The sequence below is a fragment of the Slackia piriformis YIT 12062 genome (genome assembly GCF_000296445.1).
Taxonomy (GTDB): domain Bacteria; phylum Actinomycetota; class Coriobacteriia; order Coriobacteriales; family Eggerthellaceae; genus Slackia; species Slackia piriformis.
Genome location: NZ_JH815198.1, coordinates 739,041 through 761,982 on the forward strand (window position 1 = coordinate 739,041; position 22,942 = coordinate 761,982).

Annotated in this window: 18 protein-coding genes; 10 read left to right on the forward strand and 8 right to left on the reverse strand. The window is 56.7% G+C overall.

The genetic code is table 11. The annotated features are described in order from the left end of the window. Positions 1-28: 28 nt before the first annotated feature. A complete protein-coding gene (locus HMPREF9451_RS03275; protein ID WP_187364029.1) occupies positions 29-1,723 on the reverse strand; it encodes a leucine-rich repeat protein in 1,695 nt (564 codons plus the stop codon). Positions 1,724-1,976: 253 nt separating this feature from the next. Here HMPREF9451_RS03275 and HMPREF9451_RS03280 point away from each other — a divergent pair, with 253 nt between their 5' ends. From HMPREF9451_RS03280 to HMPREF9451_RS03295, 4 genes are read left to right on the forward strand one after another with little or no spacing between them, the layout of a single operon-like run. After that, entirely contained in the window at positions 1,977-3,662 is a 1,686-nt protein-coding gene (locus HMPREF9451_RS03280; protein ID WP_009138885.1) for a vWA domain-containing protein, read from the forward strand. Then, positions 3,659-5,161 (forward strand): ATP-binding protein, encoded by a 1,503-nt coding sequence (locus HMPREF9451_RS03285; protein WP_009138886.1) that lies wholly within the window; start codon positions 3,659-3,661, stop codon positions 5,159-5,161. The genes HMPREF9451_RS03280 and HMPREF9451_RS03285 overlap by 4 nt, the downstream gene beginning before the upstream one ends. 42 nt (positions 5,162-5,203) lie before the next feature. Further along, positions 5,204-6,115 (forward strand): plasmid pRiA4b ORF-3 family protein, encoded by a 912-nt coding sequence (locus HMPREF9451_RS03290; protein WP_009138887.1) that lies wholly within the window; start codon positions 5,204-5,206, stop codon positions 6,113-6,115. Positions 6,116-6,160: 45 nt separating this feature from the next. Further along, positions 6,161-6,547, forward strand: a complete 387-nt coding sequence (locus HMPREF9451_RS03295; protein WP_009138888.1) for a NifB/NifX family molybdenum-iron cluster-binding protein — start codon at positions 6,161-6,163, stop codon at positions 6,545-6,547. Between the two features lie 758 nt (positions 6,548-7,305). On the opposite strand, the gene HMPREF9451_RS03300 is transcribed toward HMPREF9451_RS03295, so the two are convergent. Continuing rightward, entirely contained in the window at positions 7,306-7,839 is a 534-nt protein-coding gene (locus tag HMPREF9451_RS03300) for an LOG family protein (protein WP_009138890.1), read from the reverse strand. Positions 7,840-7,852: 13 nt separating this feature from the next. Beyond that, positions 7,853-9,670, reverse strand: coding sequence for an elongator complex protein 3 (locus HMPREF9451_RS03305; RefSeq protein WP_009138891.1), 1,818 nt, complete (start codon positions 9,668-9,670; stop codon positions 7,853-7,855). A 38-nt stretch (positions 9,671-9,708) separates the two neighbouring features. Here HMPREF9451_RS03305 and HMPREF9451_RS03310 point away from each other — a divergent pair, with 38 nt between their 5' ends. After that, positions 9,709-10,566: a class I SAM-dependent methyltransferase gene (locus HMPREF9451_RS03310; RefSeq protein ID WP_009138892.1), complete on the forward strand. Its 858-nt coding sequence runs from the start codon at positions 9,709-9,711 to the stop codon at positions 10,564-10,566. Between the two features lie 76 nt (positions 10,567-10,642). On the opposite strand, the gene HMPREF9451_RS03315 is transcribed toward HMPREF9451_RS03310, so the two are convergent. Beyond that, the gene (locus HMPREF9451_RS03315) at positions 10,643-10,912 is read right to left on the reverse strand and encodes a hypothetical protein (RefSeq protein WP_009138893.1); all 270 of its coding nucleotides are present in this window, start codon (positions 10,910-10,912) and stop codon (positions 10,643-10,645) included. A gap of 110 nt (positions 10,913-11,022) precedes the next feature. Here HMPREF9451_RS03315 and HMPREF9451_RS03320 point away from each other — a divergent pair, with 110 nt between their 5' ends. The 4 genes from HMPREF9451_RS03320 (at position 11,023) to HMPREF9451_RS03335 (ending at position 15,483) form a co-directional block, all read left to right on the forward strand. Next, the gene (locus HMPREF9451_RS03320) at positions 11,023-11,871 is read left to right on the forward strand and encodes a hypothetical protein (RefSeq protein ID WP_009138894.1); all 849 of its coding nucleotides are present in this window, start codon (positions 11,023-11,025) and stop codon (positions 11,869-11,871) included. 393 nt (positions 11,872-12,264) lie between these two features. Further along, complete coding sequence (locus HMPREF9451_RS03325) at positions 12,265-12,954, forward strand: Eco47II family restriction endonuclease (protein WP_009138895.1); 690 nt, start codon at positions 12,265-12,267, stop codon at positions 12,952-12,954. A gap of 71 nt (positions 12,955-13,025) precedes the next feature. Continuing rightward, positions 13,026-14,291 (forward strand): DNA (cytosine-5-)-methyltransferase, encoded by a 1,266-nt coding sequence (gene dcm, locus HMPREF9451_RS03330; RefSeq protein WP_148508493.1) that lies wholly within the window; start codon positions 13,026-13,028, stop codon positions 14,289-14,291. Between the two features lies 1 nt (position 14,292). Then, complete coding sequence (locus tag HMPREF9451_RS03335; RefSeq protein WP_009138897.1) at positions 14,293-15,483, forward strand: AlbA family DNA-binding domain-containing protein; 1,191 nt, start codon at positions 14,293-14,295, stop codon at positions 15,481-15,483. A 927-nt stretch (positions 15,484-16,410) separates the two neighbouring features. Here HMPREF9451_RS03335 and HMPREF9451_RS03340 read toward each other — a convergent pair. From HMPREF9451_RS03340 to HMPREF9451_RS03355, 4 genes are all read right to left on the reverse strand, one after another. Further along, the gene (locus HMPREF9451_RS03340; RefSeq protein WP_009138899.1) at positions 16,411-17,796 is read right to left on the reverse strand and encodes an ATP-grasp domain-containing protein; all 1,386 of its coding nucleotides are present in this window, start codon (positions 17,794-17,796) and stop codon (positions 16,411-16,413) included. 9 nt (positions 17,797-17,805) lie between these two features. Next, positions 17,806-18,870: a 4Fe-4S dicluster domain-containing protein gene (locus HMPREF9451_RS03345; RefSeq protein ID WP_009138900.1), complete on the reverse strand. Its 1,065-nt coding sequence runs from the start codon at positions 18,868-18,870 to the stop codon at positions 17,806-17,808. A 96-nt stretch (positions 18,871-18,966) separates the two neighbouring features. Further along, entirely contained in the window at positions 18,967-20,442 is a 1,476-nt protein-coding gene (gene gltX / locus HMPREF9451_RS03350) for a glutamate--tRNA ligase (RefSeq protein WP_009138901.1), read from the reverse strand. Between the two features lie 85 nt (positions 20,443-20,527). Then, a complete protein-coding gene (locus HMPREF9451_RS03355) occupies positions 20,528-21,262 on the reverse strand; it encodes a lipoprotein intramolecular transacylase Lit (protein ID WP_009138902.1) in 735 nt (244 codons plus the stop codon). Between the two features lie 287 nt (positions 21,263-21,549). Between HMPREF9451_RS03355 and metK the strand changes: the two genes are divergently transcribed. Further along, the gene (metK, locus tag HMPREF9451_RS03360; protein WP_009138903.1) at positions 21,550-22,818 is read left to right on the forward strand and encodes a methionine adenosyltransferase; all 1,269 of its coding nucleotides are present in this window, start codon (positions 21,550-21,552) and stop codon (positions 22,816-22,818) included. Positions 22,819-22,942: the final 124 nt, after the last annotated feature.

A 22,942-nucleotide genomic window follows, 5' to 3' on the forward strand; every position in this document is an offset into this window, starting at 1 on the left:
GCCACGTGCCGTCGTGCGTCATCGTGCGTTAGAACGCAAAGCGCGCGGAGGGCTTTTCGGGCTTGCGGGGCGATTGCTGCGCGATCCATTCCATCAGAACATGGAGTGCTTTTGTCTTGCGTGCGCGGCGAAGAATCTCGCACTGCTTTTCGGCGAGGTCGTTATCGTAGAACCCCGCTTGCGCGAGACGTCTGACCGTTCGCGGCGCATCGCTTGCCGTCGCGATAAGCTCAAGGACCGACTTGTTATCGCCCCTAAGCAGTCGCGCGAACTCGCGTGCAGACGCCTCGGGAAGCGCGATGCCGCTTTCGAAGCGAAAGAGCAGCGCCTTGCTCTTGTTCTTCACGTGTCGGCCCGAAAGCAGCATAGTGTCGTAGGCGTTCATGTCGAAGGGGACGATGGACGCGTTACGCCCGGGCGTTTCGCTCTCCGTCGATGCCGGGCGTTTTGGCCCTTTGGCCTCTTTGTCGTTGTTGCATGGCCCTGCACATACGAGTTCGCCTTTTTCGTTTTCAAGGTATCGGCAGGGCTTAAAAAGGGCGTGCGATCCGCCGGGAATGGCCACAATGGCGTCAAGCGCGTCGAAGCCGAGCATCGTCCCTGAAAACGAGCCTTTGCCGATTGTGCGAACGCTGCGCGGAATGCGAACGGGGCTTTCGGCGGCAAGTTCGGAAAAGCAGCGGTCCCCGATCATCTCAAGCCCTTCGTTCAAGACGAGTTTCTGGCATGGGCGCGGGGCGTTTCCGTCCTCGACGGTGCGAACGTGCGCAGGCAGCGCGAGCGTTTCTATCGCGCCTTTGAGCGAACGCGCTCCGATAGTGCGCAATGCTGCGCCGTCGATCGTGTCAAGGATGGTCGTTTTGTCACGGTCGGGGCGGCATAGGATAAGCGAAGCGGTGTCTCCCGCCTTGTCGTACACGATGCCGTCTTCCTCTTCTCCTTCTTGGGACACGGTGTAGCCGCCTCGCGCGCGGATGCTTCGCGCAAGGTTTCCGTTCTGTCTGCACGTCCACACCGTGAATTCGTCCACCAAATCGTCGACCGTTTCGAGAGAATCGGGGCAGAGGATGGTTTTTGGAGGACGGGGCGTGTGCATGAACGCATCCGGTCGGATCGCAACGGTACCGTCCGGGATGGAGACGGTGTCGGAAAAGGGATAGCTCTGCGCCACGAGGGTTCTGCCGTCGGCGCTGAGCAGCGAGCCGTCTTTTGCCGAGAACGACGTGTTTTCTTCCGAAACCGAATAGCGCACGCGGCGTGGGTAGCAGGTGAGCTTGTTCCAGCGGACGTTTCGTGCGCCGAAGCGCTCGAGCGTAGAGGGCAGGTGGCAATGCTCGAAGCACAGCGGCGAAAGCGCCTCGTCGGAGATTTCCTCCATACCTTCGGGAAGGATGAGAATCCTGATCGATATGCCGTAGGAAAGCCAGGAGCGAAACGCCTCGGACGATATGCGCGTCAAAGGAACCCCGTCGATGCTGCTCGGCAGGCGCAGCACAAGGCCCGACCGTGGCAGGCCTGCGTCGCGCGCGAACGAATGGAGGTCGGCCGCAAGAAGGGAGTACGATTGCGCTTGGCGCCACAGGGAAAAGATCGAGCCTGGTCCGGCGAGCAGCGTGCTGGCTTCTCCGAGAAGATGAAGCGGCTCGTTCGCGCAGCGGCCTATGAGTTCTTTCACGGGCGTCGTCTCGTCAAAGAACAGCACGGATTCAAGCGCCTTTCTCATGCGGGCTTCCATTGATCCTCCGTTTCGCGCTTTTGCTTCTCCTGGACTCGTTGCCCTCCGCCGCGATTCGCAACGGAGCGTGTATCGGGGCCTATGGTAGCGCAAGGAAGGGGCGATGGCGCGTGATGCTTCAGGCATCGCTGGATCTTGCGTATCGCGAGCCGAGCATGCAAGGATGTTTCGAAGTGCCCATCACGCGCGACAGCGAGTATGATGGACGGACGACGCGGCAAGCTGAGGGGAGGCTGTTCGCATGGGTATGCAGATCGGATACGGGGGAGATGCTCGCAATCGTGCGGCGGGAGGAAACGAAGACGGCGTGAGCGCGTTGGCATATGGGATTCTCGAGCATGCGAGAGAATCGATGCTAGTTGATCTTCGCTTTTTGGAGCCTGCGTTTTCCCAGATAGAGGCACAGGAGCACCCTGGAAGCCTGTTCGCCGTAGATGGGGCTATGCTGTTTTTCGACGCAGGCAGCGTCGTCCGCTCTTTCGCCGAAGAGCCGCAGCGTATCCTGCGCGACTACATGCACATGGTGCTTCACTGCCTTTTTCGCCATCCGTTTTCGAGTCCGTCGTTTTCGGCCGTTCATTGGGATTTGGCGTGCGACATGGCGGTCGAAGGATGCCTGAGCGATCTTGGGCTGAGTTCTCTGTCCTGCCGCCGCGAATCGTTGCAGAGGGCGTCATACGCGCGGCTGTCGGAGGGGTTGCCGTACGTTACTGCGGAAACGCTGTATTACCGTTTTTTGGACGCAGGCATGACGGAGCAGGATGCCATTGACGCCCGGCGTGTCTTCTTTGTTGACGACCATGCCTTCTGGGCTCGCGGTCGCGGACCCGAAGGGTCGCTCGGTGGTTCGGGAGATGCGGGCGATGCTTCCCCGACGAACGAGCAAGCAGGCGGCCAAAATGCGCAAGGGAGCAACTTTCGTGGCCTCGACGACACTGCGACCGAGGATTCGCCGGCAGACGACGGTAGGATTCCTCCTGTTGAAAGCGACGATGCGCTCGCTTCGCTGCTGATGTCGTTTTCTTCGGGCGGTCGGCTCGAGGATTTAGGCGATGTACACGATGGATGCGGAGACGGGGGCGTTCCTTCGCCCGACCTGGTGGCGTCGGGAAGGCCTGAGCCTCAGCAGCGCAAACGCCCGGTGTCTTACGATTTCCTCGATGAAACGATGCGCGAGACGTGGCGCGAGATTTCCTTGCGCGCAGATGTGTCGCTTGATGATTTCTCGCAGCTGTGGGGCTCGCACGGCGGCGAGTTTTCCTTGGCGCTCAAGCGTTCGAACGTCGAGCGTGTGGACTACGGGGAGTTTCTTCGTCGGTTCGTCTCCAGAGACGAGCAGCTTTCCATAAACGACGAAGAATTCGACTACGTGTATTACTGCTACGGGCTGGACGTGTTCGGGAACATGCCGCTTATAGAGCCGCTGGAATATACTGACGACGGCTGCATACGAGATTTCGCGATTGCTATCGACACCTCGGCGTCCACGAAGGGCGAGACGGTGTTCTCGTTCGTGGAGTGCACGTACGATATCTTGCAGGAATCGGGTCTTTTTGCCGATGAGCTCAATATCTATCTGATCCAATGCGACGCGCAGATCCAAGATGTGGTTCGCATTCGAAATAGGGCTGACATCGATGCGTATCTGGAAAACCTGGAGCTTAAAGGGCTTGGCGGCACCGATTTCCGCCCCGTGTTTTCCTACGTGGATGAGCTGGTGGAATCGGGCGAGCTCGCCCATTTGAAGGGACTTCTGTATTTCACCGACGGCCAAGGGGTTTATCCGCGCATCAAGCCGAAATACGACGTCGCCTTCGTGCTAACGGACGAGGCGTATGTCGAAGAGCCCGACGTGCCGCCGTGGGCGATGCGCGTCAAGCTTGATTCGGGGGAGTTTCGCAAGGCATCGAAGGGGGATAAGAGATGAACATTCGTCAGGCAAAAGAGGAAGTGGCCCATGCGGTCGAGGTGTATTTGGCAAAAGACGACAACGGATCGTATCTCATTCCCGTAGAGCGTCAACGGCCGCTGTTTCTCCTGGGCGCGCCGGGGCTGGGGAAGACGGCCATCATGGAACAGGTTGCCCAGGAGATGGGGGTGGGCCTGGTGAGCTATTCGATGACGCATCATACGCGCCAAAGCGCCCTGGGTCTTCCGTATATCGCCGAGCGCACGTTCGGCGATCGCACATTCAGCGTTTCCGAATACACCATGAGTGAGATCATCGCCTCGATATACGAAAGCATGGAGCGTACGGGGCGAAAAGAGGGGATTTTATTTCTGGACGAAATCAACTGCGTCTCCGAAACACTTACGCCCGCGATTTTGCAATTCCTTCAGTACAAGGTATTCGGTCGCCATGCGGTTCCCGAAGGCTGGGTGGTCGTCACTGCCGGCAATCCGTCTGAATTCAATCGCAGCACGCATGATTTCGACGTTGCGACGTGGGATCGCTTGAAGCGGATAGACGTCGACCCAGATTACAGCGCATGGAAGGCATATGCCCTGGCTACGCGCGTGCATCCTGCCATCACGTCGTATCTTGACGTTGAAAAGGACGATTTCTACCACATTGAGACGACGCTTGACGGCAAGCAGTTCGTCACGGCCCGTGGATGGGACGACCTTTCCCGCGTCATACGGGCGTACGAGAGCCGCGGCATTCCCGTTACGGAGCGGCTGATCGCCCAGTACGTGCAAGACCCAAGGACCTCCAAACGTTTCGCGATGTATTACGACCTGTTCAAGAAGTACCGAGCGGACTATCACGTGGACGCCATCCTTGCGGGCGAAGCTCCCGGCGCCGTGTTCGAAAGGGCAAAGGCCGCCGCTTTTGACGAGCGTCTTGCGTTGGTGGGGCTTCTGGTGAGCGCGATTTCTGTGCAGTTGCACCAGGTTATGCTGCTGGATTCGTCAGTCGCTGCCGCATACGAAGAGCTGCGAGACATATCCCGATGCTGCGATGCGGGAGAGCAGGACGAATCGGACGTTCGCGCGGCCTGCGGCGCAGCCGCCTTGCGTTTGGACGAACGGGCGCGCGAGGGGAGGGAAAGCCGCCTTGCGTCCACCGACGAATGCGCAGCGCTTGCGAGCGCCGCGCATTTCCTGCGAGATGCGGCTGATGAGCCGGCTGCCCTCTCGCTTTCCGAAGAGCAGGCCCGCTTCGCCGACTTCGCCTACCAACTTGACAATTCGGTAGAGTCTTGCGCATCCATGGTCGATTTCGCCTATGCTTTTCTCGACGAGGCATTCGGGGCAGGTAAGGAGACTCTGCTCTTCACCACCGACATCTCGGCCGACCCGGCTGCGGTTTCGTTTATCAACCGCTACGGATGCCAGAGCTACTTCGAGCATAGCGAAGACCTCATGCTCGAAGAACGCGGGGCGGCTTTGCGCGAACGCGCTTGCGATATGGCGAAGCGGTAGCGCTGCGAGGCGGCCTTGGTTTCCAAGAAAGGTGTTATACCCATGGCGAATAACGTGATTCAATTTCCAGGAGCGGGCGGCGGTTCGGGTCGCGTTCGCTCCTGTGTGCCGGGCGCTGGCGTTCGTCCTTTCGTGCCAGGAGCCGGCGCGTCGGATGACGCGAGACCTACCGTGTTAAAGGGGGAGGCACCGGCCGCCGGGCGTTTTTCCACGCCCGGCGTGTATCAGGTGAAGGCGACGCTTTGCTACTGCGAGCCTGCGATCTGGCGTCGTTTTCTTATTCCCGCGGACGATTCGTGCGCTCAGCTTGCCGATGCGCTTCTAGTGGCCTTTGATTGGAGCGGAGAGCTGGTCTTTTATTTCCGCAAGGACGCTTTGTTCCTTGACGATCCCGACCTTGAGCGAAAGCATGCGCACATCCCGCGCTTGAAGGGGGAACGCCACGTCGGCGCGTGCGAGAAGCACATCGACGAGGTTCTTAAGCCAGGTGAGAGCATGTCGTTTTTCTACGACATGGAAGACTACTGGGAAATCAAGGTAGAGGTGGAGCGTCATATCCCTGACGAGGAGGCTCCGTATCCGTTCATGCCCGTGGCGCTTGGCGGCGCGCGGTTTTCTCCGCCTGAAGGAGTGGGAGGTGCGATTGGCTATACGGATTTCTGCTACGCGATGGCGCATCCCGATGACCCTCTGCACGCTGAGGCTCAGGATTGGTACGACCTTTTGCCGGAGGGTCGTTTCGATCCCGAGCATTTCGACATCTTCGAGATGAACGGCTTGTTCGCTCTCGAGCTGATCGACTCGCACGAGGCGGAGCTTCTACCTGAAGACGAGGCCGACGTTCGCGAGATGTGCAAGCTGCTTCTGGCGGAGAAGCTTTCGTCGGCCGCATGCATGACAACCGATTTTATGGCGGGCGTTTACGGTGTTTCGCCGAGCTCTTCGGAAAAATGATGCCGAGGTGGTAACAAAAGCGCTACCATGGAGAGGCATCATCCAATGAGGAAGAAAGCTGGTGGAGAGATGAAACTTGCAATTCCTTCTATGGGCGAAGGTGGGCTCGAAGCGGTGCGCTCGGCGCATTTCGGCCATAGCGACTGCTTTACCATGGTGGATATCGAGGATGGCGAAATTAAGGACGTCTCCGTTATCGACAATCCCCCTCATGAAAGCGGCGGCTGTCTGCGTCCGGTGGGCATTCTCTCCGATGCCGGCGCTGACACCATCGTTGCAGGCGGCATGGGCATGCGTCCGATGCAGGGCTTTGCGCAGGCGGGCATTACGGTTCTTTTCGACGCCGAGACCCCGAGCGTGAAAGATGTGGCGCTCAAGGCCGCAGCGGGGGAACTTCCCGTCATGGGCGCAGAGCACGCGTGCCGTCATTAGGGATTAAGGCATCTTCGCGTAAGTGAAGACCCTCACCATTGAGTCGGACTTCGAATGCTGGGCCCGGAATGAATTTTCATTCCGGGCCTTTTTTGCGTGCTTGATATTGTATGAGCGCATGCGGCCGCATAGCCGAACGCATGCAGCCGTGAACCTGGGTATTCTGCATCCTAAGCGGTAAAATGCACGAAAACGTGGCTGACAACTCAAGTTTTGTACGATATGTATCAAAGCGCCGCGCATCGAGGCTCTGCACAGGTTCGAAACCCCCGACTTAATCAACGGAGCAGGCATTTATGCAGATTATCTTTGTCTCATTTGGTTCGCGAAGCCTCGTCGATGGTACGTTTCGTACAAAATTCGAGTCCGCGGGGGTGAAACCGTGCATTATGGGCGTACGCACCATCAGCATGCCAGGCGTCTCCGCAGCTCGTCGGGCACGATGCGCGGCATGCCGCACTATAGGCCCGCGCACCACGGACGCGCGCGTACCGTCAGCATGCCCAAGTCGCAGGGCCTTGTTGCTTTTCGACATGCCTCGATGCAGCATCAACGATTGACGCGCTGCCGAATCGGGATGCGTTGCGACTCGAGGGTCTTTAGCCTCGCTTCGAGCCCTGTCTGCGTATGCCGCCTTTGTGGCCGCATGCTTTGTTGGGACCGATTCCTTTTGCGGAGCTTGGGTTCGCGAAGAACTGCCTTCCAGAAGGGCATTTTTTCGCAGCGAGCGCTCGTTCGTACGGCGAGGGCGCGCTCATCTAGGCCTCGATCCAATCAAGCAACTCCTGCGCATTGCCGAAGAGGCCGCAGTGTGCGCGCCAGTCGGTGGAGTTCAGACCGCGTGCCGTGGCATCATCGAGCAGCTCTGCAAGCGGTGCGAAGAAGCCGTCCACGTCAAACAACGCGCTCTTCGCCTCGATTTCGCCGGCTTTCACACGAGAGATGACGCTGAAGAACTCGTCGAAGGTGCCAAGACCACCAGGCAAAGAGACGAAGGCGTCGGACAGTTCCACCATGCGTTCTTTGCGAGCAGAGAGGTCGACCGTGCATTCTTCCTCGATTCCTTCCACCGCGGCGCGGCCTTTTGCGCTCAAGCCTTCGGTGGTAATGCCTAAAACTCGGCCGCTTTCCTCGACCGCTGCACGAGCAACGGCGCCCATGAGCCCCATGTCGTATCCACCGAATACGAGTGCGTGGCCTCGGCGTGCGATTTCGCGACCGAGCGCGTCGGCGGCTTCGGTGTACATGGGGTCGAGATTGCTTGAAGAAGAACAAAACACGCAGATGTTCATGGGGTTCCTTTCGTTATTGGCGCAAAGGCCGGTTCTGGTAGAGGCCGGCATCGTTGAAGCCGAGGTTGCGGTAGTATTCGCGCGTGCCAATGGCGCTGATGACGTTTACGGATGCATAGCCCGCCTCTTCGGCCATGGCGCACGCCGTCTCCACCAGCTTACGGCCTAGGCCGATGTGCTGGGCACCCTTGCTTGTGGCGTGCAGTTTTGCGGCAGCCCCGTATACGTGCACTTCGCGAATCATGGCCTGGTCCGCTGCGATAGGCAGGTTCTCACGTGCGGCCAGGGCGTCTGGGCGGGGCAGCGATAGACGCAAAAACCCTGCAATGCGGTCGTCTTCGGTGGTCCATTGCAGGAAGTGCTCCGTGCTTACCGCCGTTTCGTATTCAACATCGTGCAGTGTCAGGTCGCTCGCCTCCGCCGTTCGGTTGTTTATCTCGCGGTAGCGAATATCGCGCACGTCCTCAGCGCGCCCTGTCTTTTCGATATGCCCTTCCACCATCTGGCGCAGGTTGGTTTTCTTGTTGCCCACTAGGATGTCGCACGCGGAAATGTCGCGGATCATGCGCGAGATGCGCATATAGGGCGGTGTGATCAGCGTGTCATGGGAAAGAACGTCCACGAGCTCTTCCTCGGTATAGGGCCGCCAACTGCCGTCTTCGTAGTGAGGAACAAGCCCTGTTCCCTCAACGAGGGCGCATGGGTAGAGCTTCACCTCGTCAGGGAGATAATGCGGGTCGGTGACGAACTTTTCGTAGTCGAGCTTGTCGCCCGCCGGCGTTGCGCCGTAGAGGTTCACCATGAAGTGCGCGTGGATCTTGAAGCCGAACAGGCGCAACAGGGCGAATGCTTCCTGAATGGCATGCGGGTCGGTATGGCGGTTGTTCAGGTCGAGGATGTTCTGGTCAAGGCTCTGGATGCCGATCTGCACCTTCGTGCAGCCGAGGCGACGAAGCAAGGCAAGCTTGGGCACCGTGATGGTTTCGGGGCGCGTTTCCACCACCAGACCAACGCAGCGGTGCCGGGCGCGTTCGTTTTCCTCCTGAAGGCGGTCTATTTCTTCCAGGGTGGCGTGCTGCATCGCGGAAGCTTTCGCCCAGGCCGTGTTGTTCCCGTAGAGGGCCCGCAGCGCATCGGCGAAGGAGGACTTTCCGTCGTTGACTGCTTCCTGCAGGTCTTTCGCGGCCGACGCGAGTCCTTGTTCGTCGTTCAAGATGCCGGCTTCGCGATAGAACGCGCGGCGCTGCGCGGCGTGTTCTTCCATGACGTCGCCGTCGTTAAGGGCGCGGAAAAGCTCTGCCATGAACCAGGTGCGGTATTCGGGGGGATAATCGTCCCACGTGCCGCCGAGCACAATGAGCTCGATCTTGTCCGTGGGGTGCCCCATCTGCGAAAGCGCGCGCAGGCGCGACGCCACCTGCAAATACGGGTCGAACCAATTGCGCTCGGCGCGCTGGCATGCGGGTTCGTTGTGCAGGTAGCTTTTGGGCATACGCACGTCGTTGGGGCAGTAGAGGCAGTCGCTTCCGCAGAACCAGGGCTTGGTGATGACGGTGATGGTTGCCACGCCCGATGCCGTGCGACGCGGTTTCATCTGCAGCGCGGCGATCAGCGCGCGCTCGGTCTGCTCGTCCACGTTCCACGAACGCCACGGCTCTTCCTTGGTATTCTTCGCGTTAAAGTAGTAGGGGAGCAGGTGCTTTTTGGCGAAGTGGTCGCGGTTGTCTTTGAGGTTCTTATTGTGTTCGTGCAGGATGCGCGCGAGCACCTTGTGGTCTACGGCGGTGCCGCGGCGTATCTCTTCGATGATTTCAAGCAAAATAGTATCCATAGCGGTTCAGTCTATCGTATAGAATCGGCTGGATGACTATGGATACGAAGACCGCTGAAATACTCTGCAAGACAACCGCCGATTTCTACCGCGCGCAGGCCGCGTCGTTTTCGGCTACGCGCACGGCGCCGTGGCACGGCTGGGCGCGCTGCGTGGACGTGATGACGGAGGCGCTTGGGGTTGCAGGGCGCGGTGTGCCTTCCGACGCCCGCACTCAATTCTCGGCAGGCGAAGGCTCCGGTTGCGAAGGCGCTGTCTTGACGGGGTGCGCCGCGTTTTCGGTCTTCGACCTTGCGTGCGGCAACCTGAGATTCGAGCGGTTTCTTGAGGAGGCTCTGCCCGATGCCAGCCTGCGCATTTATGCGGTGGACAGCTGCGACGAACTGGTCGCGTCCGCCGACGGGCCGAGCGCGCCTGTGACGTACGAATCCGCAGACATCGTTGGCGGCCTTATAGAGGGCTTGCCGCTCTCTTGCCTGCATCATGCGCCGCAAGGTGACGCGGCTGTGTCCTTCGGGTTTTTGCACCATGTGCCGGGCGAAGAGTTGCGCGTGCGTGTGCTGGAAGGGCTGATAGACGCCGTGCGTCCGGGAGGCTGCGTGGCGGTGTCTCTCTGGCAGTTCATGAACAATTCCACGCTGGCGGCAAAGGCCGAAGTTACGCATGCGCAAGCGATTAAAGCCCTTGGACTTGCGCCGGGCAAGCTTGACGAAGGCGACTATCTTTTGGGCTGGAAAAACGTAGAGGGTGCTTGGCGGTATTGTCATCACTTTTCTGACGAAGAAGTTGGCCGATTGGTCGCTGCGGTTTCAAACCGTGCTCACGTTATTGATTCCTTCGAAGCCGACGGCCGTACGGGCGCGATGAACAGGTATGTGGTGCTGCAGCGGATTTGAGGGGCTATCGGACGAAGAGCGGCTACTTTTGACTGACCTGGCAAATGCATTGGTGGCCTCTTCGGCGATGCTAGCGTCATAAGTCATATTGCTTCCTTACATCAGCGGTGAGCGTCTTGGCGTCCCTTGAGCATCCGGATTCGATATCGGATATGCCTTTGTCGACGATGGCGTAAAGCTGAGCCCTTGCAGCTTCGGGGCGCAGGCCTTCATGTATTTCGGAAGACATGGAAACAAGGGTTTCCTTCCCGTTCTTCGTTACGATTGCGGGAGCTTGTGCGGCATGCCCCGGTTCGGCGAACGCGGCGGCGTCTTTCATGTCCCTGATGGGAACGCAAATAGGCATGGCTCTCCTTCTTATGCGACGTCTTGCTATTTCAGAATGTCGCATAATTACGGGATTACATCAATGCTGATTGGAGAATATGCGCAGCGAACGTTGAGAGGATGATGGAAATGGGTCTTGATGCGTACGTGACTTGCAATTGCTTCGAGGAGGGGAAGCTTTCGAATCCGCCGGAGCCCTTCACGATGGACGATGTGTATCGTGACGAGGAAGGCTTCCTCTGCTCTCATATGCTGGACAGTTTGCGAAAAAGTCTTGGTTACTCTGATTATATAGATCGTCATGCCGCGCTTAACGATCGCTTTCACGATTGGGTCGATCATGCCTGCGAGCATGAGGATGGCGAATATTGTAGCGAATGGGTGGGTAACTGGGCCGGAGCGAGGGAATTCCAATCTGTCGTCGAGGAGTTGGGCGGCAACGATAGATACCCGGTTCTCAGCGGCCTTATTCCCGATAGCAACGGCGGGTGTTTTCCTGCGGAGCTTGCGAAAAAGGCAATAGAGGAGATTGACGATTTGGTCGAATCTGCAAGAGGTCTCGTCTTCAATTCGTTGGTTTGCGAGGATTCGGAAAGCCCAATTTGGTCCTGCGCAGATCATGCGTCTCATCCTATCTTGATGGGTCCTGGTTTCGAAATGGGCATGGAGGGGAATGCGGCGTATTTCGTGGACGGCAAGGGCCGCACGTTGAAGAGCCGAAGATTCAGGCAAGACCCAATAGGACTCGAGGGAGAGAATGGCTCTCAGGAAATGGCGATCACGCTCCATGAAACGGGGGAGCGTATTCGTTCTTTCGATTCGATTGGTCCACATGGCGCACCTAAAGTAGCCAGAGAGTTTTGGGTGGAACCTCGGGAGGCTCCCTTCATGTACGAGGGGCGTTACTACAGGGCGGAGCGTATCAGGTCGCTTCTGGTTGCGTCCGTGGAGACGGGAAACCCGATTCGGTGGTGTTAATGGCTCATTGATGCCATCAATTGCAGGCGCTTTGATCTCTCGTACAAATGATTATCAAGTTCCGATTGACCCATCTGATGATGCTTAACCGCACGGCCAACTTTTTGAGAATTATTGCTCTAAGGCCGCGCTGTAAGGGAAGGGTGCATTGGGGTTTACTGCAATTTTTCGTAAGGTCTCAAATGGGAATTTATGGGTGTAAATGCCTTTCTAGCAAGGGATGCGAAGAGCGCTATCCGCGACAAGAATCGCACACTTTGTGTGGGTATGGAATTTTGGATGTGGTCAGGTTTCTTGCCGGTTTCGCTTCGTAAATCATCTATGCAGTTAAGTCGGTATTTAAGATGTGATATTTTGAAGATGCATTTATAAACCTGTTTAGGGAGTCCCTGTATGTCCGACATTCACCACGGTTACGGTCTCGATTGGATTGACGAAGACGCGCTTTATGAAGTTGTTAAGCATGTTTTTGAAAATTCGATTGAGAAGGCGAAGTCATCCAAGCTGTCCGCTCCACCCGATCCGTTCACCATTGCTGCTCAGGCAGTTTTATTTGGACAGCCAGCGGATAGCATGATGGCTTTCGAGAAACTTAGGGGTGTAAACAAAACCATTTCCAATGCGGTTGGTAATCTTCATCAGAGCGTCCTTGGTTTAGCGGACGGGTGGGATAATCTTGGCTCGAATGGCGGTGTCGTTGATTTAATCGTGCATGAAACTCCCTATTCGAAGCCTGTTCACGTTGAGGTGAAAAATAGATACAACACCATCAAAGCTTCCGATGAAAAGGATATATGGGATAAGCTAGATATGCTCGCGCGAACAAATGCAAGCGTTTCTTATCTGGTTCAAATTGTGCCAAAAGTCCCCGTTAGGTACGACAAGCCGTGGAGGGTCTCGGGACGTCCCGAGCGCGATAACGTACGGTGTTGCGATGGAGCTACGGCATATACGTGGGCCTTCGGTCGGGAGACCGCTCTCGAGGAACTGTATGATGTCTTTCCTGACATATTGAGCGATGTTATTCATAGCGACTACGATAAAAGCGGAATGATGAAGTATTACTCGATAAGTATGCCTTAATCTCATTTATCTTAGTATCTATCTGATAATATAATAACCTTTACATAGGCAAAGGTTATTATATTAGGTGAATGATGCAATTGCAGTTCGTAAGTGTTACCGCCGCAGCAAAGGCTCTTGACGTTTCGGCCGATACGATTCGCAGATGGAATAAGCTCGGACTTATTAAGGCAACGCGTGACAAGAACGGGAAAAGGCTTTTTAACCTAAAAGAAATTCAGCGCCTGCAGCGTAAACTGAATGGCGAAGGTGAAGAAGCTTCATTTAGGGTTCTTAAAGAAGATAGTGCTATTGAAAAAGCTACTTGCATTGATTTGTTTGCGGGTGCAGGCGGAACAGCGCTTGGCTTCGCAAACGCCGGTTTATCTCACGTGTATTTGAATGAGTTCAATGCGAAAGCAGCTGCAACCCTAAGAAATAATAGCAAAAAGCAAAATCTCGGTTGGAATGTTGACGATAGAGATATTAGAGATGTCTCATTTAAAGGGATGAAGGCCGAAGTGATCCAGGCGGGATTTCCGTGTCAAGCGTTTAGCTATGCTGGAAAATCTCGAGGATTTAATGACACTCGAGGAACTTTGTTTTTTGAATTTGCACGTGCGATCGAAGAGGTTCGTCCTAAGATTGCCATTGGTGAAAATGTGCGAGGTCTTTTGAGGCACGATGAAGGTCGTACGCTGGAAACGATGCTGAATACCCTTGATGAGCTTGGGTATTATGTAAATTACCGAGTGTTACGCGCCCAGTATCTCGATGTTCCCCAGAAACGTGAACGTTTGATTATCTTTGCCGTTAGGAAGGATTTGAGTTGTCCTATCCTTTTCCCTCGGGAAAAGGATTACTTCATTTCTCTTCGCGAGGCTTTAAAAGATTGTCCCGCTTCAGATGGGCAGCAATATCCGGAAAAGAAAAAAGCGGTTATGGACTTGGTTCCCGAAGGTGGCTGTTGGCGCGATTTGCCTGACGACATTGCGAGGGAATATATGGGCGGCAGCTATTATCTGGGGGGTGGCAAGACGGGTATGGCACGACGTCTCTCGTGGGATTATCCCAGCTTAACCCTGACTTGCTCACCAGCTCAAAAGCAAACCGAGAGATGTCATCCTTCAGAGACGAGACCGTTAAATATACGTGAATATGCCAGGATACAGACTTTTCCTGACGAGTGGGAATTTACTGGTGGAATATCAGACCAGTATAAGCAGATTGGCAATGCCGTTCCGGTTAATCTTGGGTACCACATTGGTCGCTGCGTCCTAGCATCACTCGGTTACATTGAGCGCACCGAAGACATGGAGCAGGTTTGTCCCATTGTGCTGAATCATGAAGGAAGATAGCTTGAACAACACGTCGTCTAATTCTTTGGTTGACCTGGTAAACGATTTGATTGCCTCAGGAAAAGAAGGATCCTACTGGGATTTCAAGCTTGAATGGCATCATGACAACGGAGATCTTGTTCACGATGTTATCTGCTTGGCAAATAACCCTGAAGCCCGTAGAGCTTATTTGATTTTTGGTGTTGATGATGAAAGCTATCAAATAGTGGGCATCAATGAAAACGCAAGCAAAAGAAAGAACACTCAGCAGCTCATAGACACGTTGCATTCGGCCATTTGGGCAGAAACTTATCCACGGGTTGAAGTTACTACGGTGCATCTGGCTTGCCGCAATATCGACATCATAACGATTGATCCAGATTGGCATATCTTGCCATATTTTTTGATAAAGGATTTCGGAAGAGGGAAGCAGACTGTTCGTGCGGGCGCGATTTATTCAAGGTCTCAAGACGTAAATGTTGGGAAAAACGAAACTGCTCCTGCTTTAGTTGCCGAAAGATTGTGGCGAAATAGGTTTGGCTTGGACAAAACACCATTGCAGCGGATTGCCTGCTTGATGAGCAATCCTGAAAAATGGGAGAAAACCTCTCCGTCTTGTATTCATGACGACATCGCATTCGCAAGCTGTTTTTATCACAGGGACTATCCTGAGTTTACTATCGCCAGAACTCCTGATGAGGATAGGGATGCCTATGAATACTTCATGCTTGCTAGCCCTTATTTCAGGGAACCTTCTTGGTGGACGACGCGTTTTTATTATCATCAGACGATGTTGCGCGAAATCCACGGGGCTTACTCCGACCATCTTTACATTCCCATTCCTACGGCAAGTATGTTGAGCTCTCCTAGGTCGGAATGGAGTGATGGATGGCTTCCTCCGAATTATGGATTCTATTGTCAGGATTCAATAGAAATCAAAATGCTTGAGTTTGATTTGGGTAAAGAAGGGCATTCATTAGCATGGGTTCGGGATAGACTGCTGCGTATGATTCCGGTATTCAGATCTGAAGAGGAGCGTACGGGCTTCGAGTCGTGGCTTTGTTCTGAATGGGATAGGTTCCGCTGTTCCTGGGATGTTCAGGATACTGTATTTCCTGAACTTAAAAATGACTATGGGAAAGATCTTGTGAGGCAGGCGAAAATGTCAGCAACAATTGTAGACTTTCTAACCGAGTATCGAAGCCTTGCATAAGCGGGCATATCGATTTTCGTCATTTGCTCGCTAGAGTTGAAGGTGGTGCGTTACGGCATTCGGAGACTTAAGGGAGATGCGCTCTTCTCTTGCGATTCTCAGTGTTTTATTCCCTCAGGTTCGTAAGCATGTTTGTCAACACTGATTTGAAAAGCGCGAAAAGCTTGATTCAGGTTGCTTTGTGAACGGAATCCGCCGAAGAGGGTATCATCATTAGGTATACGTTGAAGCGAATGCGTGGGCGACATTCATCGGGATTAACGAAGGGGTTGAGCCGTTGTCTAAGACGGCATCGTGAACGACTCCGTGGTTGCGCATGAACGATCATGTCGGAAAAGATGCTATTGTATTTCAATCCTCGATTTCCCGCTGCTCGATTCGATCGAGGCGCGTTTTTTCTGATATTGCCGGCGATTCTGCGGAAAGAATGTGTGAAGCTTTGTTTGCTGGGGATAAAGGCGCCCGAGGGCACCGCGAAGATTGTAAATGAGATTAGATAGGTTCGGATTTGGCATTCTCTCTGAATGACGCGATGGCGCTGGGCATAGTCCTATCGAAAACTGTAAGCGACAAATACTCCTGGCGGCACTTGTTCAAGTGGCAGGTAAGTCAACAATAAGGCAAGGAGAACGGGGCGATGCCAACACTTAGCGAACGCTCGTTCGAATCAATTGCGAAGATGTTTATAGGCGACGAGGGGGAGTTGTCCTGTTACTTGTCCGACCCACAGATAGTGGCATTTTCCAATAATAATTTTGGTTTTCAGGATATTTACCAAGGTGGTAATGCTCCCACTAGATGAAGGTACGCTGCTGAAAAGATAGCTAGCGTTGAGTCGAGCGGAAACTCGCTGAAGCTTCTCAAAGAAAGGGCGCCGGAGGTCTTCCAGCGCCCTTGTTAAATCCTGTGCTATCTGGCGGTCAAGCCTTAATCGATTTCAGCATCAACCCAAATAGTCGCAGCGGTAATCCCGCCGGTCTTCTTGGAAATCACCGGCTCGGGTCCCAGGCGGCTGAAGACGCCGGTGAAGCGGCCGTTGTAGAGGTACAGGCCCGACAGGTTGGCGTAGGGCTGCGGCTCTGCCGTGTAATCGCCCTCTTCGCCGCGCAGGGGGAGTGCCATGGTGCGGTGCGGGGTGCAGTAATGCTGCACAATAAACGGCGCACCGGCCGCGCCGTTGGCGTAGCGGTCTATGATCTGCGCCCATTCTTCGTCGGAGAAGTCCAATCCCGCATACACGTCTTTGCTGCCGTACGCATCCACGGGCTTGATGATCCAGTTTTCGCGGTCGCGCTTTACGGCATCCAAGTCCACTTCATTATCGTTCAGAAACGCCGTGAACGGCACGGTGGCTTCCACGAAGGCGTTCTCTTCGTCGGTCAGAAGAGCCTTTGTCTCGGGCTTGAACAGCACCTGGAAAATCTGCTTGTCGTGCACCAGATGCCCCGCGAAGCTGCCGATCAGCGCCACCTTGCGTGCACGCACGGCTTCGATCAGCGGCTGCGAAGCCTCCCAGTTGTCGATGATGTCGTTGGTCACGCTGCGGCGCCAAATGGCGTCGATTGGTGCATTGTCGCGGCCGTAGAACGCCTTGCGGCCAATGAGGCGACCGTCTTCATACGCCAGATCGCGCACGTCATAGACCGAGCATTCAATGCCGCGCTCGGCGAACAGCTTGGAGAAGATCTTGAACTCTTCGGTAATGGCGTTTTCCAAAAAGTCCACGATGGCAATGTGCGGGTTTTCCACCTTGAACGCATAGGTGTCGTAAATCGAAAGGAACTCGTCCACCCAGCCGGGGAACAGCGCCTTATCGCAGGTGGCAAGCTTGTGCTGCTCAGCAAACGCCTGGTAGGCACCGCAGCCCTGCATGCTTGCCGTGATCTCGCGGTTTTCGTTCATGCCGCTGGAGCCGTCTGCGTTGAACTCGCAGAACTTCGCGGTCATGGCGTCTTCGTCCAGGAACATGTCCACGCGAGCGAAGGGCAGAATGGCATCGTAGTCACGCGACAGCAGGATCAAATCAACCAGGCGCTCGTCGATGTCGTATACATGGCGGTATTCGGGGTTTTCCAGATACTCGCGCATGACCTTCACCAGAATGCGGTGCGTGGTTTCGGAGGCGTATTTGAAGTAGTCGTAGGTCTTCTGGTCGAAGAAGCGCGGCACGTAGGAGGAGTTCACCACGGTGCCGTGATAGATCGCGGTGGAATGCTCCATATGATTGCGCGCGGCTTTCATGCCTTGCACATCGCCGTCAAGCGCCGCTACGTGCTGCAGATATTCGTCGGTATAGGCTTTGTTCGCGTTCATGCGTCTCTCCTATGCGATGGTCGGTTCGATGGCGGGCGTTCCCGGTCCTTGCGGCAGCATATCAGCAAGATTGGCTTCCACAAGGTCGATCGAGTGCGTGGGACACGTATCCACGCAGATTCCGCAGCCTATGCAGTAGCGCGCGTCGTAGGACAGGCTACCGTTTTCTGCGCTGATCGTGCGCGCGCCCGTGGGGCAGCTCTTCGTGCAGTCCAGGCACTCGACGCACGTTTCGTGGTTGGTGGCGCTTACCACCAGGTCAACATTGGACGCCATCTCGGGTTTGGCGCACAGCGCTTCGAGCAGCATGCGTCTGCGCGGCGGCATGGTCTGGCGCGTGCGTCCGCTTTCGGCGAATTCGTTGATCACGTCGCCTTCGGTGAGGTTGAGCATGTCCTGCATGCGCTTGCGTTCTTTTTTGCGGTAGACGTCTTTAAGCGTGTCGGAGTTCTTCAGGCGGCGCTTGCCGGAAATGATGTCGATCGCATCGTCTTTCACGCTGTCGAAGGCCTCGCGGCGTCCGAACTGATCGCGTGCCACGGTGTGGGTGCTTTCTTCCAGCTCTGGTATTTCGCGGTCGAAGCGTACGCCGCCGCCGCTCCATGCCTCTGCCATTTCCACCGCGCGGGTGAATAGCAGCTCGCCGCGGCCGGTTGCGCGGGGACAGTCTTCGCAGTATTTCAGATCGCACGCGATGCACAGCGGGGCGTTTTGCGCCAGAAGCAATGCCCACAGCTCCGGCGGCATGCAGGCAAGGCAGGGAAGCACCGTGACGTTTTTCGCCGGCTGGAAATCGGGGAAGATATTTTCCTTGCAAGTGAGGTATACGATTTCTCCGCGCATGGCAACGCGGCGAAGATGCTCATACAGACGCAGCGTCGTGGTGGTGGACGATGTGAACGCGTCGCAGACGCCCATGCAAACGCCGCACTTGGTGCAGGCTTGTGTGTCGATGGACGGTATGGCCGATTTGTTTTCGAAGGAGATGGCCTGCGCGGGGCAGGCTATTTTGCAGCGTTCGCACGATCCGCCGTGGGGGCGTACGCAGTATTCGCCTATCGTCATGATGTCCATTGCGGTGCTCCTGTGGTCTGCTTGCGGTGGGGCTTGGCCCGTTCATACGAAGGCGCCCCGCATGTGCTTACACGGGGCGCCCGGTGGTTCTGCGGTCTAGGAGGCGAAAACCTCGTTCATGGTGGCGTCGATGCGGGCAAGGACGTCGGCGCGCTCCATCAGCTCGATGCTCTCGAACAGCGGGGGCGAAACCATGTTGCCGCACACGGCCACGCGCAAAGGCTGGAACATGTTTTTCGGCTTGATCTCCATGGGCTCGCACAGGTCGCGGCATGCCTGCTGCAGGCCTTCGCATTCCCAGGCGCGGCTTTCGTCGGCCAGGATATCGCGGCATGCGCGCAGGGCCTCGTCGGCGCGGGCGCCTTCCTTCTTCAAAACCTTGTTCACGCTCTTCTCATCCAGCGTGACGTTGGCTCCCCAGAACATGTAGGGCAGCTTTTCCGCAGCGTCGGTCAGGCTGGTTTCGCGCTCGGCGAGCAGCGGGTAGAGCTTGGCGTACCATTCGGGGCGCGCGTCGATGTCTTCGGCGGTGGCGCCCGCTTCGATCAGCCACGGGCGGGAGAGCTCAACCCACTGTGCAGGATTCATGGCCTTGATGTACTGGCCGTTCATCCACTCGAGCTTCGTTTCGTCGAAGACGGCGTCCTTTTTGGTGATGCGGTCCAGGCTGAACTTCTCGCACAGCACGTCGCGGCTGATGATGGTGGTTTCGCCGTCAAGGCTCCAGCCCAAAAGCGCCAGGAAGTTCACCATGGTGTCGGGCAAAAAGCCCTGTGCCTTGTATTCTTCCACGCTGGTGGCGCCATGGCGCTTGGAGAGCTTCTTGCCGTCTGCGCCCAAGATCATGGACAGATGCGCGAAGGTGGGCGCTTCAAGGCCCAGCGCCTCGTAGATCAGGATCTGGCGCGGGGTGTTGGACAGATGGTCGTCGCCGCGGATGACGTGCGTGATCTGCATGTTGGCATCGTCGCAGACAACGGCGAAGTTATAGGTGGGGGTGCCGTCGGTGCGAACCAGGATCATATCGTCCATGACGTCGGCGGGGAAGCTCATGTGGCCGTATACCGCGTCGTCGAATTCGATCGGGCCGTGGTTCTCGGGAACCTTCAGGCGCCAGACATGCGGCTCGCCCGCGGCAATGCGCGCCTGCGCCTCTTCGGCGGAGAGATTGCGGCAGGTGCGGTCGTAGCCGGCGTAGGATTCGCCTGCAGCCTCGCGCTTGGCGTCGAGCTCTTCTTTGGTGCAGAAGCACGGATACACGGCGCCGCGCTCTTTGAGGGTTTCAAGCGCTGCGGCGTAGGTGTCGAAGCGCTCGGTCTGGTGGTACGGGCCGAATTCGCCGCCTACTTCGGGGCCTTCGTCCCAATCCAGACCCAGCCAGCGCATGGCGCGCAGGATGATTTGGGTGTTTTCCTCGGTGGAGCGCTCGGGGTCGGTGTCTTCGATGCGCAGGATGAACTTGCCGCCCATGGCGCGGGCAAACGCCCAGTTGTAGATGGCGGTGCGGGCGCCGCCGATGTGAAGCTTTCCGGTGGGCGAAGGCGCGAAGCGAACGCGTACGGTGTCGGTCATTCGGATACTCCTCGTAGGTCTTTTCGACTCGGTTGCGGCGCGAGCGACGGCAAAGCGGCGTGCAGGCGCCGGTTGGCAAGAAGCGCTATGCGGCGCTTCGTTTTCTCAATAGCCTACCAATAATAAGGCATATCAGGCATCCCGCAAGCGTGGTTACCAGCCATAGGATGCCCATGGAAATCCAAAAATCGGGCGGATACATGCAGATGAGCAGCGAATCGTAGCTGAACGTCCACGTTCCTGCGCTGAAGAACAAAGAATGGAAAGCCGCGAAGAATCCATTGAAATCGATCATCACCCACAACGCCAACAGGGCGAAGACCGCTATGACGGCGCCTCCGGATGCCATGAGCACCCCGCCGAGGCTTTTCTTCCCGCAGCGCACGAGCACGTGGGCAAGTGCCGCCACGCATGCGATGCCAATGACGGCGAAGGCGATGCGCGTTGCGCCGATGACGCGGTTGACGTCGTCAAGATGGTCCAGGGCATCGTCGGTCAAGGTGTAGCGCTCTCCCAACGAGGCCAGTGCGGCCTGCTTGTCGGCTGCGCCTTTGAGCGCGGGGGAGGCGTCGGAGGCTGCCTGGGCTATGGTGTCGAGCATGGCCGTGCGCTCGCCGCCGTCCACGGTGTAGTCGCGCGTCAGCGTGGCCAGGCCCACCAGCGCTTCTTGCGAATAGGGAGAATCGTCGTGGTTGCTCGTTGCCTGGGCAATGAGGCTTGTGGCGGGGCGCAGGCAGCAGGCGAAAAGCCCTGCGCCGATAAGCAGGGCGCAAAGGGTGATTGTCCCGACGATGCGGGCTAGGGCGTTCAATGCGTTCATGAGTGCCTTTCGTGATGCGGACGTGGATTGGCGGCGTTGTGCCGAAAACCCGTATTGTACGGGTTTCCTCTGGCGATTCCATGGAGGGATTGCTCTGTCTTGTTCTCGGGTCGCATTTTCGATATTCTTTCGGAGTTTGAGAATCATTTGGAGTTTCGTCCAGCTGATTCGCTTTCATATTAATGACCGTTTATCCAGAGTCGGGGGAGAGGGTTGGCTTGCTGATCCCGACACCAACCTGGCGCATCAGCCAAGGTGGTCCGGCCAACAGCGATGAAGGAGGAATCTTGACTGATACCCGTTCAAACTACGTCTTTACGTCCGAGTCCGTGACGGAAGGCCATCCTGACAAAATCTGCGATCAGATTTCCGATGCCATCCTCGACGCCATCCTTGCGAAGGAAATCGATCTTGCGAAGGAGGGCTACATCGCCCCTTCCGGCCAGCCTGCCGACCCTACGCAGCTTCGTTGCGCATGCGAGACGCTGGTCACCACCGGCCTTGTGGTGGTTGCCGGAGAAATTCGCACCCAGGCGTACGTGGACGTGCAGGACATCGTGCGCGGCGTGCTGACCGACATCGGCTACGACCGTGCCAAATACGGCTTCGATGGCAGCACCTGCGGTGTGATGAATGCCATCCACGAGCAGAGTCCCGACATCGCCCAGGGCGTTGACGAATCGTGGGAGGCCCAGCACGGCGCAGACGTCGAGTCCGATCCGTACGAAAGCGTCGGCGCGGGAGACCAGGGCATGATGTTCGGCTATGCCTGCAACGAAACTTCCACGCTCATGCCCATGCCGATCTATCTGGCGCATCGTTTGTCCGAGCGTCTGACCCAGGTGCGCAAAAACGGCACGTTGCCGTATCTGCGCCCCGATGGAAAGACCCAGGTTTCCGTGCGCTATGTGGACGGTGTTCCCACCGCGGTGGAAACCGTGGTCGTGTCTACGCAGCACTCCGAAGATGTTGAGAACGAAACCCTGCGTGCTGATATCGTGGAGCATGTCATCAAACCTGTCATGGCCGCCGAGGGCGTGCAGCTTTCCGAAGACGCCGGCATCCACATCAACCCCACGGGTCGTTTCGTTGTGGGCGGCCCCATGGGCGATGCAGGCCTGACCGGCCGCAAGATCATCGTCGACACCTACGGCGGCATGGGTCGCCACGGCGGCGGCGCGTTTTCCGGCAAGGACTGCACGAAGGTGGATCGCTCGGGAGCGTATGCCGCCCGTTGGGTTGCCAAGAACGTGGTTGCTGCGGGCTTGGCCGAGCGTTGCGAAGTGCAGATTGCCTATGCCATCGGCATGGCGCATCCGGTCTCGGTCCTGGTCGATACGTTTGGTACCAACCACGTTCCCGTGGATGCTATCGAGCGTGCGGTGAACGAAGTCTTCGACCTGCGTCCCGGCGCCATCATCGACGCGCTCGACCTGCGTCGTCCCATTTACCGTCTTACCAGCAACTACGGCCATTTTGGCCGCGAGCTTCCCGAGTTCACGTGGGAGCGCACCGATCGTGTGGACGCATTGCGCGCGGCATGCGGTATCGCGTAACCAGGTAAGAGGGCCTCTGTCGCTAAACGACGAATTCGTCTTTCGCGGCAAGATGGCGTATGCTTGCCGTACTTCAGGCGCCCTTTCGGCCTTGTTCCGAAGGGCGCCTTTTCATTGGCCACCG

Bases quoted from the DNA above. Each gene is read 5' to 3' on its own strand.
- HMPREF9451_RS03275 (WP_187364029.1), bottom strand. From the start codon at position 1,723: ATGAGAAAGGCGCTTGAATCCGTGCTGTTCTTTGACGAGACGACGCCC.
- HMPREF9451_RS03280 (WP_009138885.1), top strand. From the start codon at position 1,977: ATGGGTATGCAGATCGGATACGGGGGAGATGCTCGCAATCGTGCGGCG.
- HMPREF9451_RS03285 (WP_009138886.1), top strand. From the start codon at position 3,659: ATGAACATTCGTCAGGCAAAAGAGGAAGTGGCCCATGCGGTCGAGGTG.
- HMPREF9451_RS03290 (WP_009138887.1), top strand. From the start codon at position 5,204: ATGGCGAATAACGTGATTCAATTTCCAGGAGCGGGCGGCGGTTCGGGT.
- HMPREF9451_RS03295 (WP_009138888.1), top strand. From the start codon at position 6,161: ATGAGGAAGAAAGCTGGTGGAGAGATGAAACTTGCAATTCCTTCTATG.
- HMPREF9451_RS03300 (WP_009138890.1), bottom strand. From the start codon at position 7,839: ATGAACATCTGCGTGTTTTGTTCTTCTTCAAGCAATCTCGACCCCATG.
- HMPREF9451_RS03305 (WP_009138891.1), bottom strand. From the start codon at position 9,670: ATGGATACTATTTTGCTTGAAATCATCGAAGAGATACGCCGCGGCACC.
- HMPREF9451_RS03310 (WP_009138892.1), top strand. From the start codon at position 9,709: ATGGATACGAAGACCGCTGAAATACTCTGCAAGACAACCGCCGATTTC.
- HMPREF9451_RS03315 (WP_009138893.1), bottom strand. From the start codon at position 10,912: ATGCCTATTTGCGTTCCCATCAGGGACATGAAAGACGCCGCCGCGTTC.
- HMPREF9451_RS03320 (WP_009138894.1), top strand. From the start codon at position 11,023: ATGGGTCTTGATGCGTACGTGACTTGCAATTGCTTCGAGGAGGGGAAG.
- HMPREF9451_RS03325 (WP_009138895.1), top strand. From the start codon at position 12,265: ATGTCCGACATTCACCACGGTTACGGTCTCGATTGGATTGACGAAGAC.
- dcm (WP_148508493.1), top strand. From the start codon at position 13,026: ATGATGCAATTGCAGTTCGTAAGTGTTACCGCCGCAGCAAAGGCTCTT.
- HMPREF9451_RS03340 (WP_009138899.1), bottom strand. From the start codon at position 17,796: ATGAACGCGAACAAAGCCTATACCGACGAATATCTGCAGCACGTAGCG.
- HMPREF9451_RS03345 (WP_009138900.1), bottom strand. From the start codon at position 18,870: ATGGACATCATGACGATAGGCGAATACTGCGTACGCCCCCACGGCGGA.
- gltX (WP_009138901.1), bottom strand. From the start codon at position 20,442: ATGACCGACACCGTACGCGTTCGCTTCGCGCCTTCGCCCACCGGAAAG.
- HMPREF9451_RS03355 (WP_009138902.1), bottom strand. From the start codon at position 21,262: ATGAACGCATTGAACGCCCTAGCCCGCATCGTCGGGACAATCACCCTT.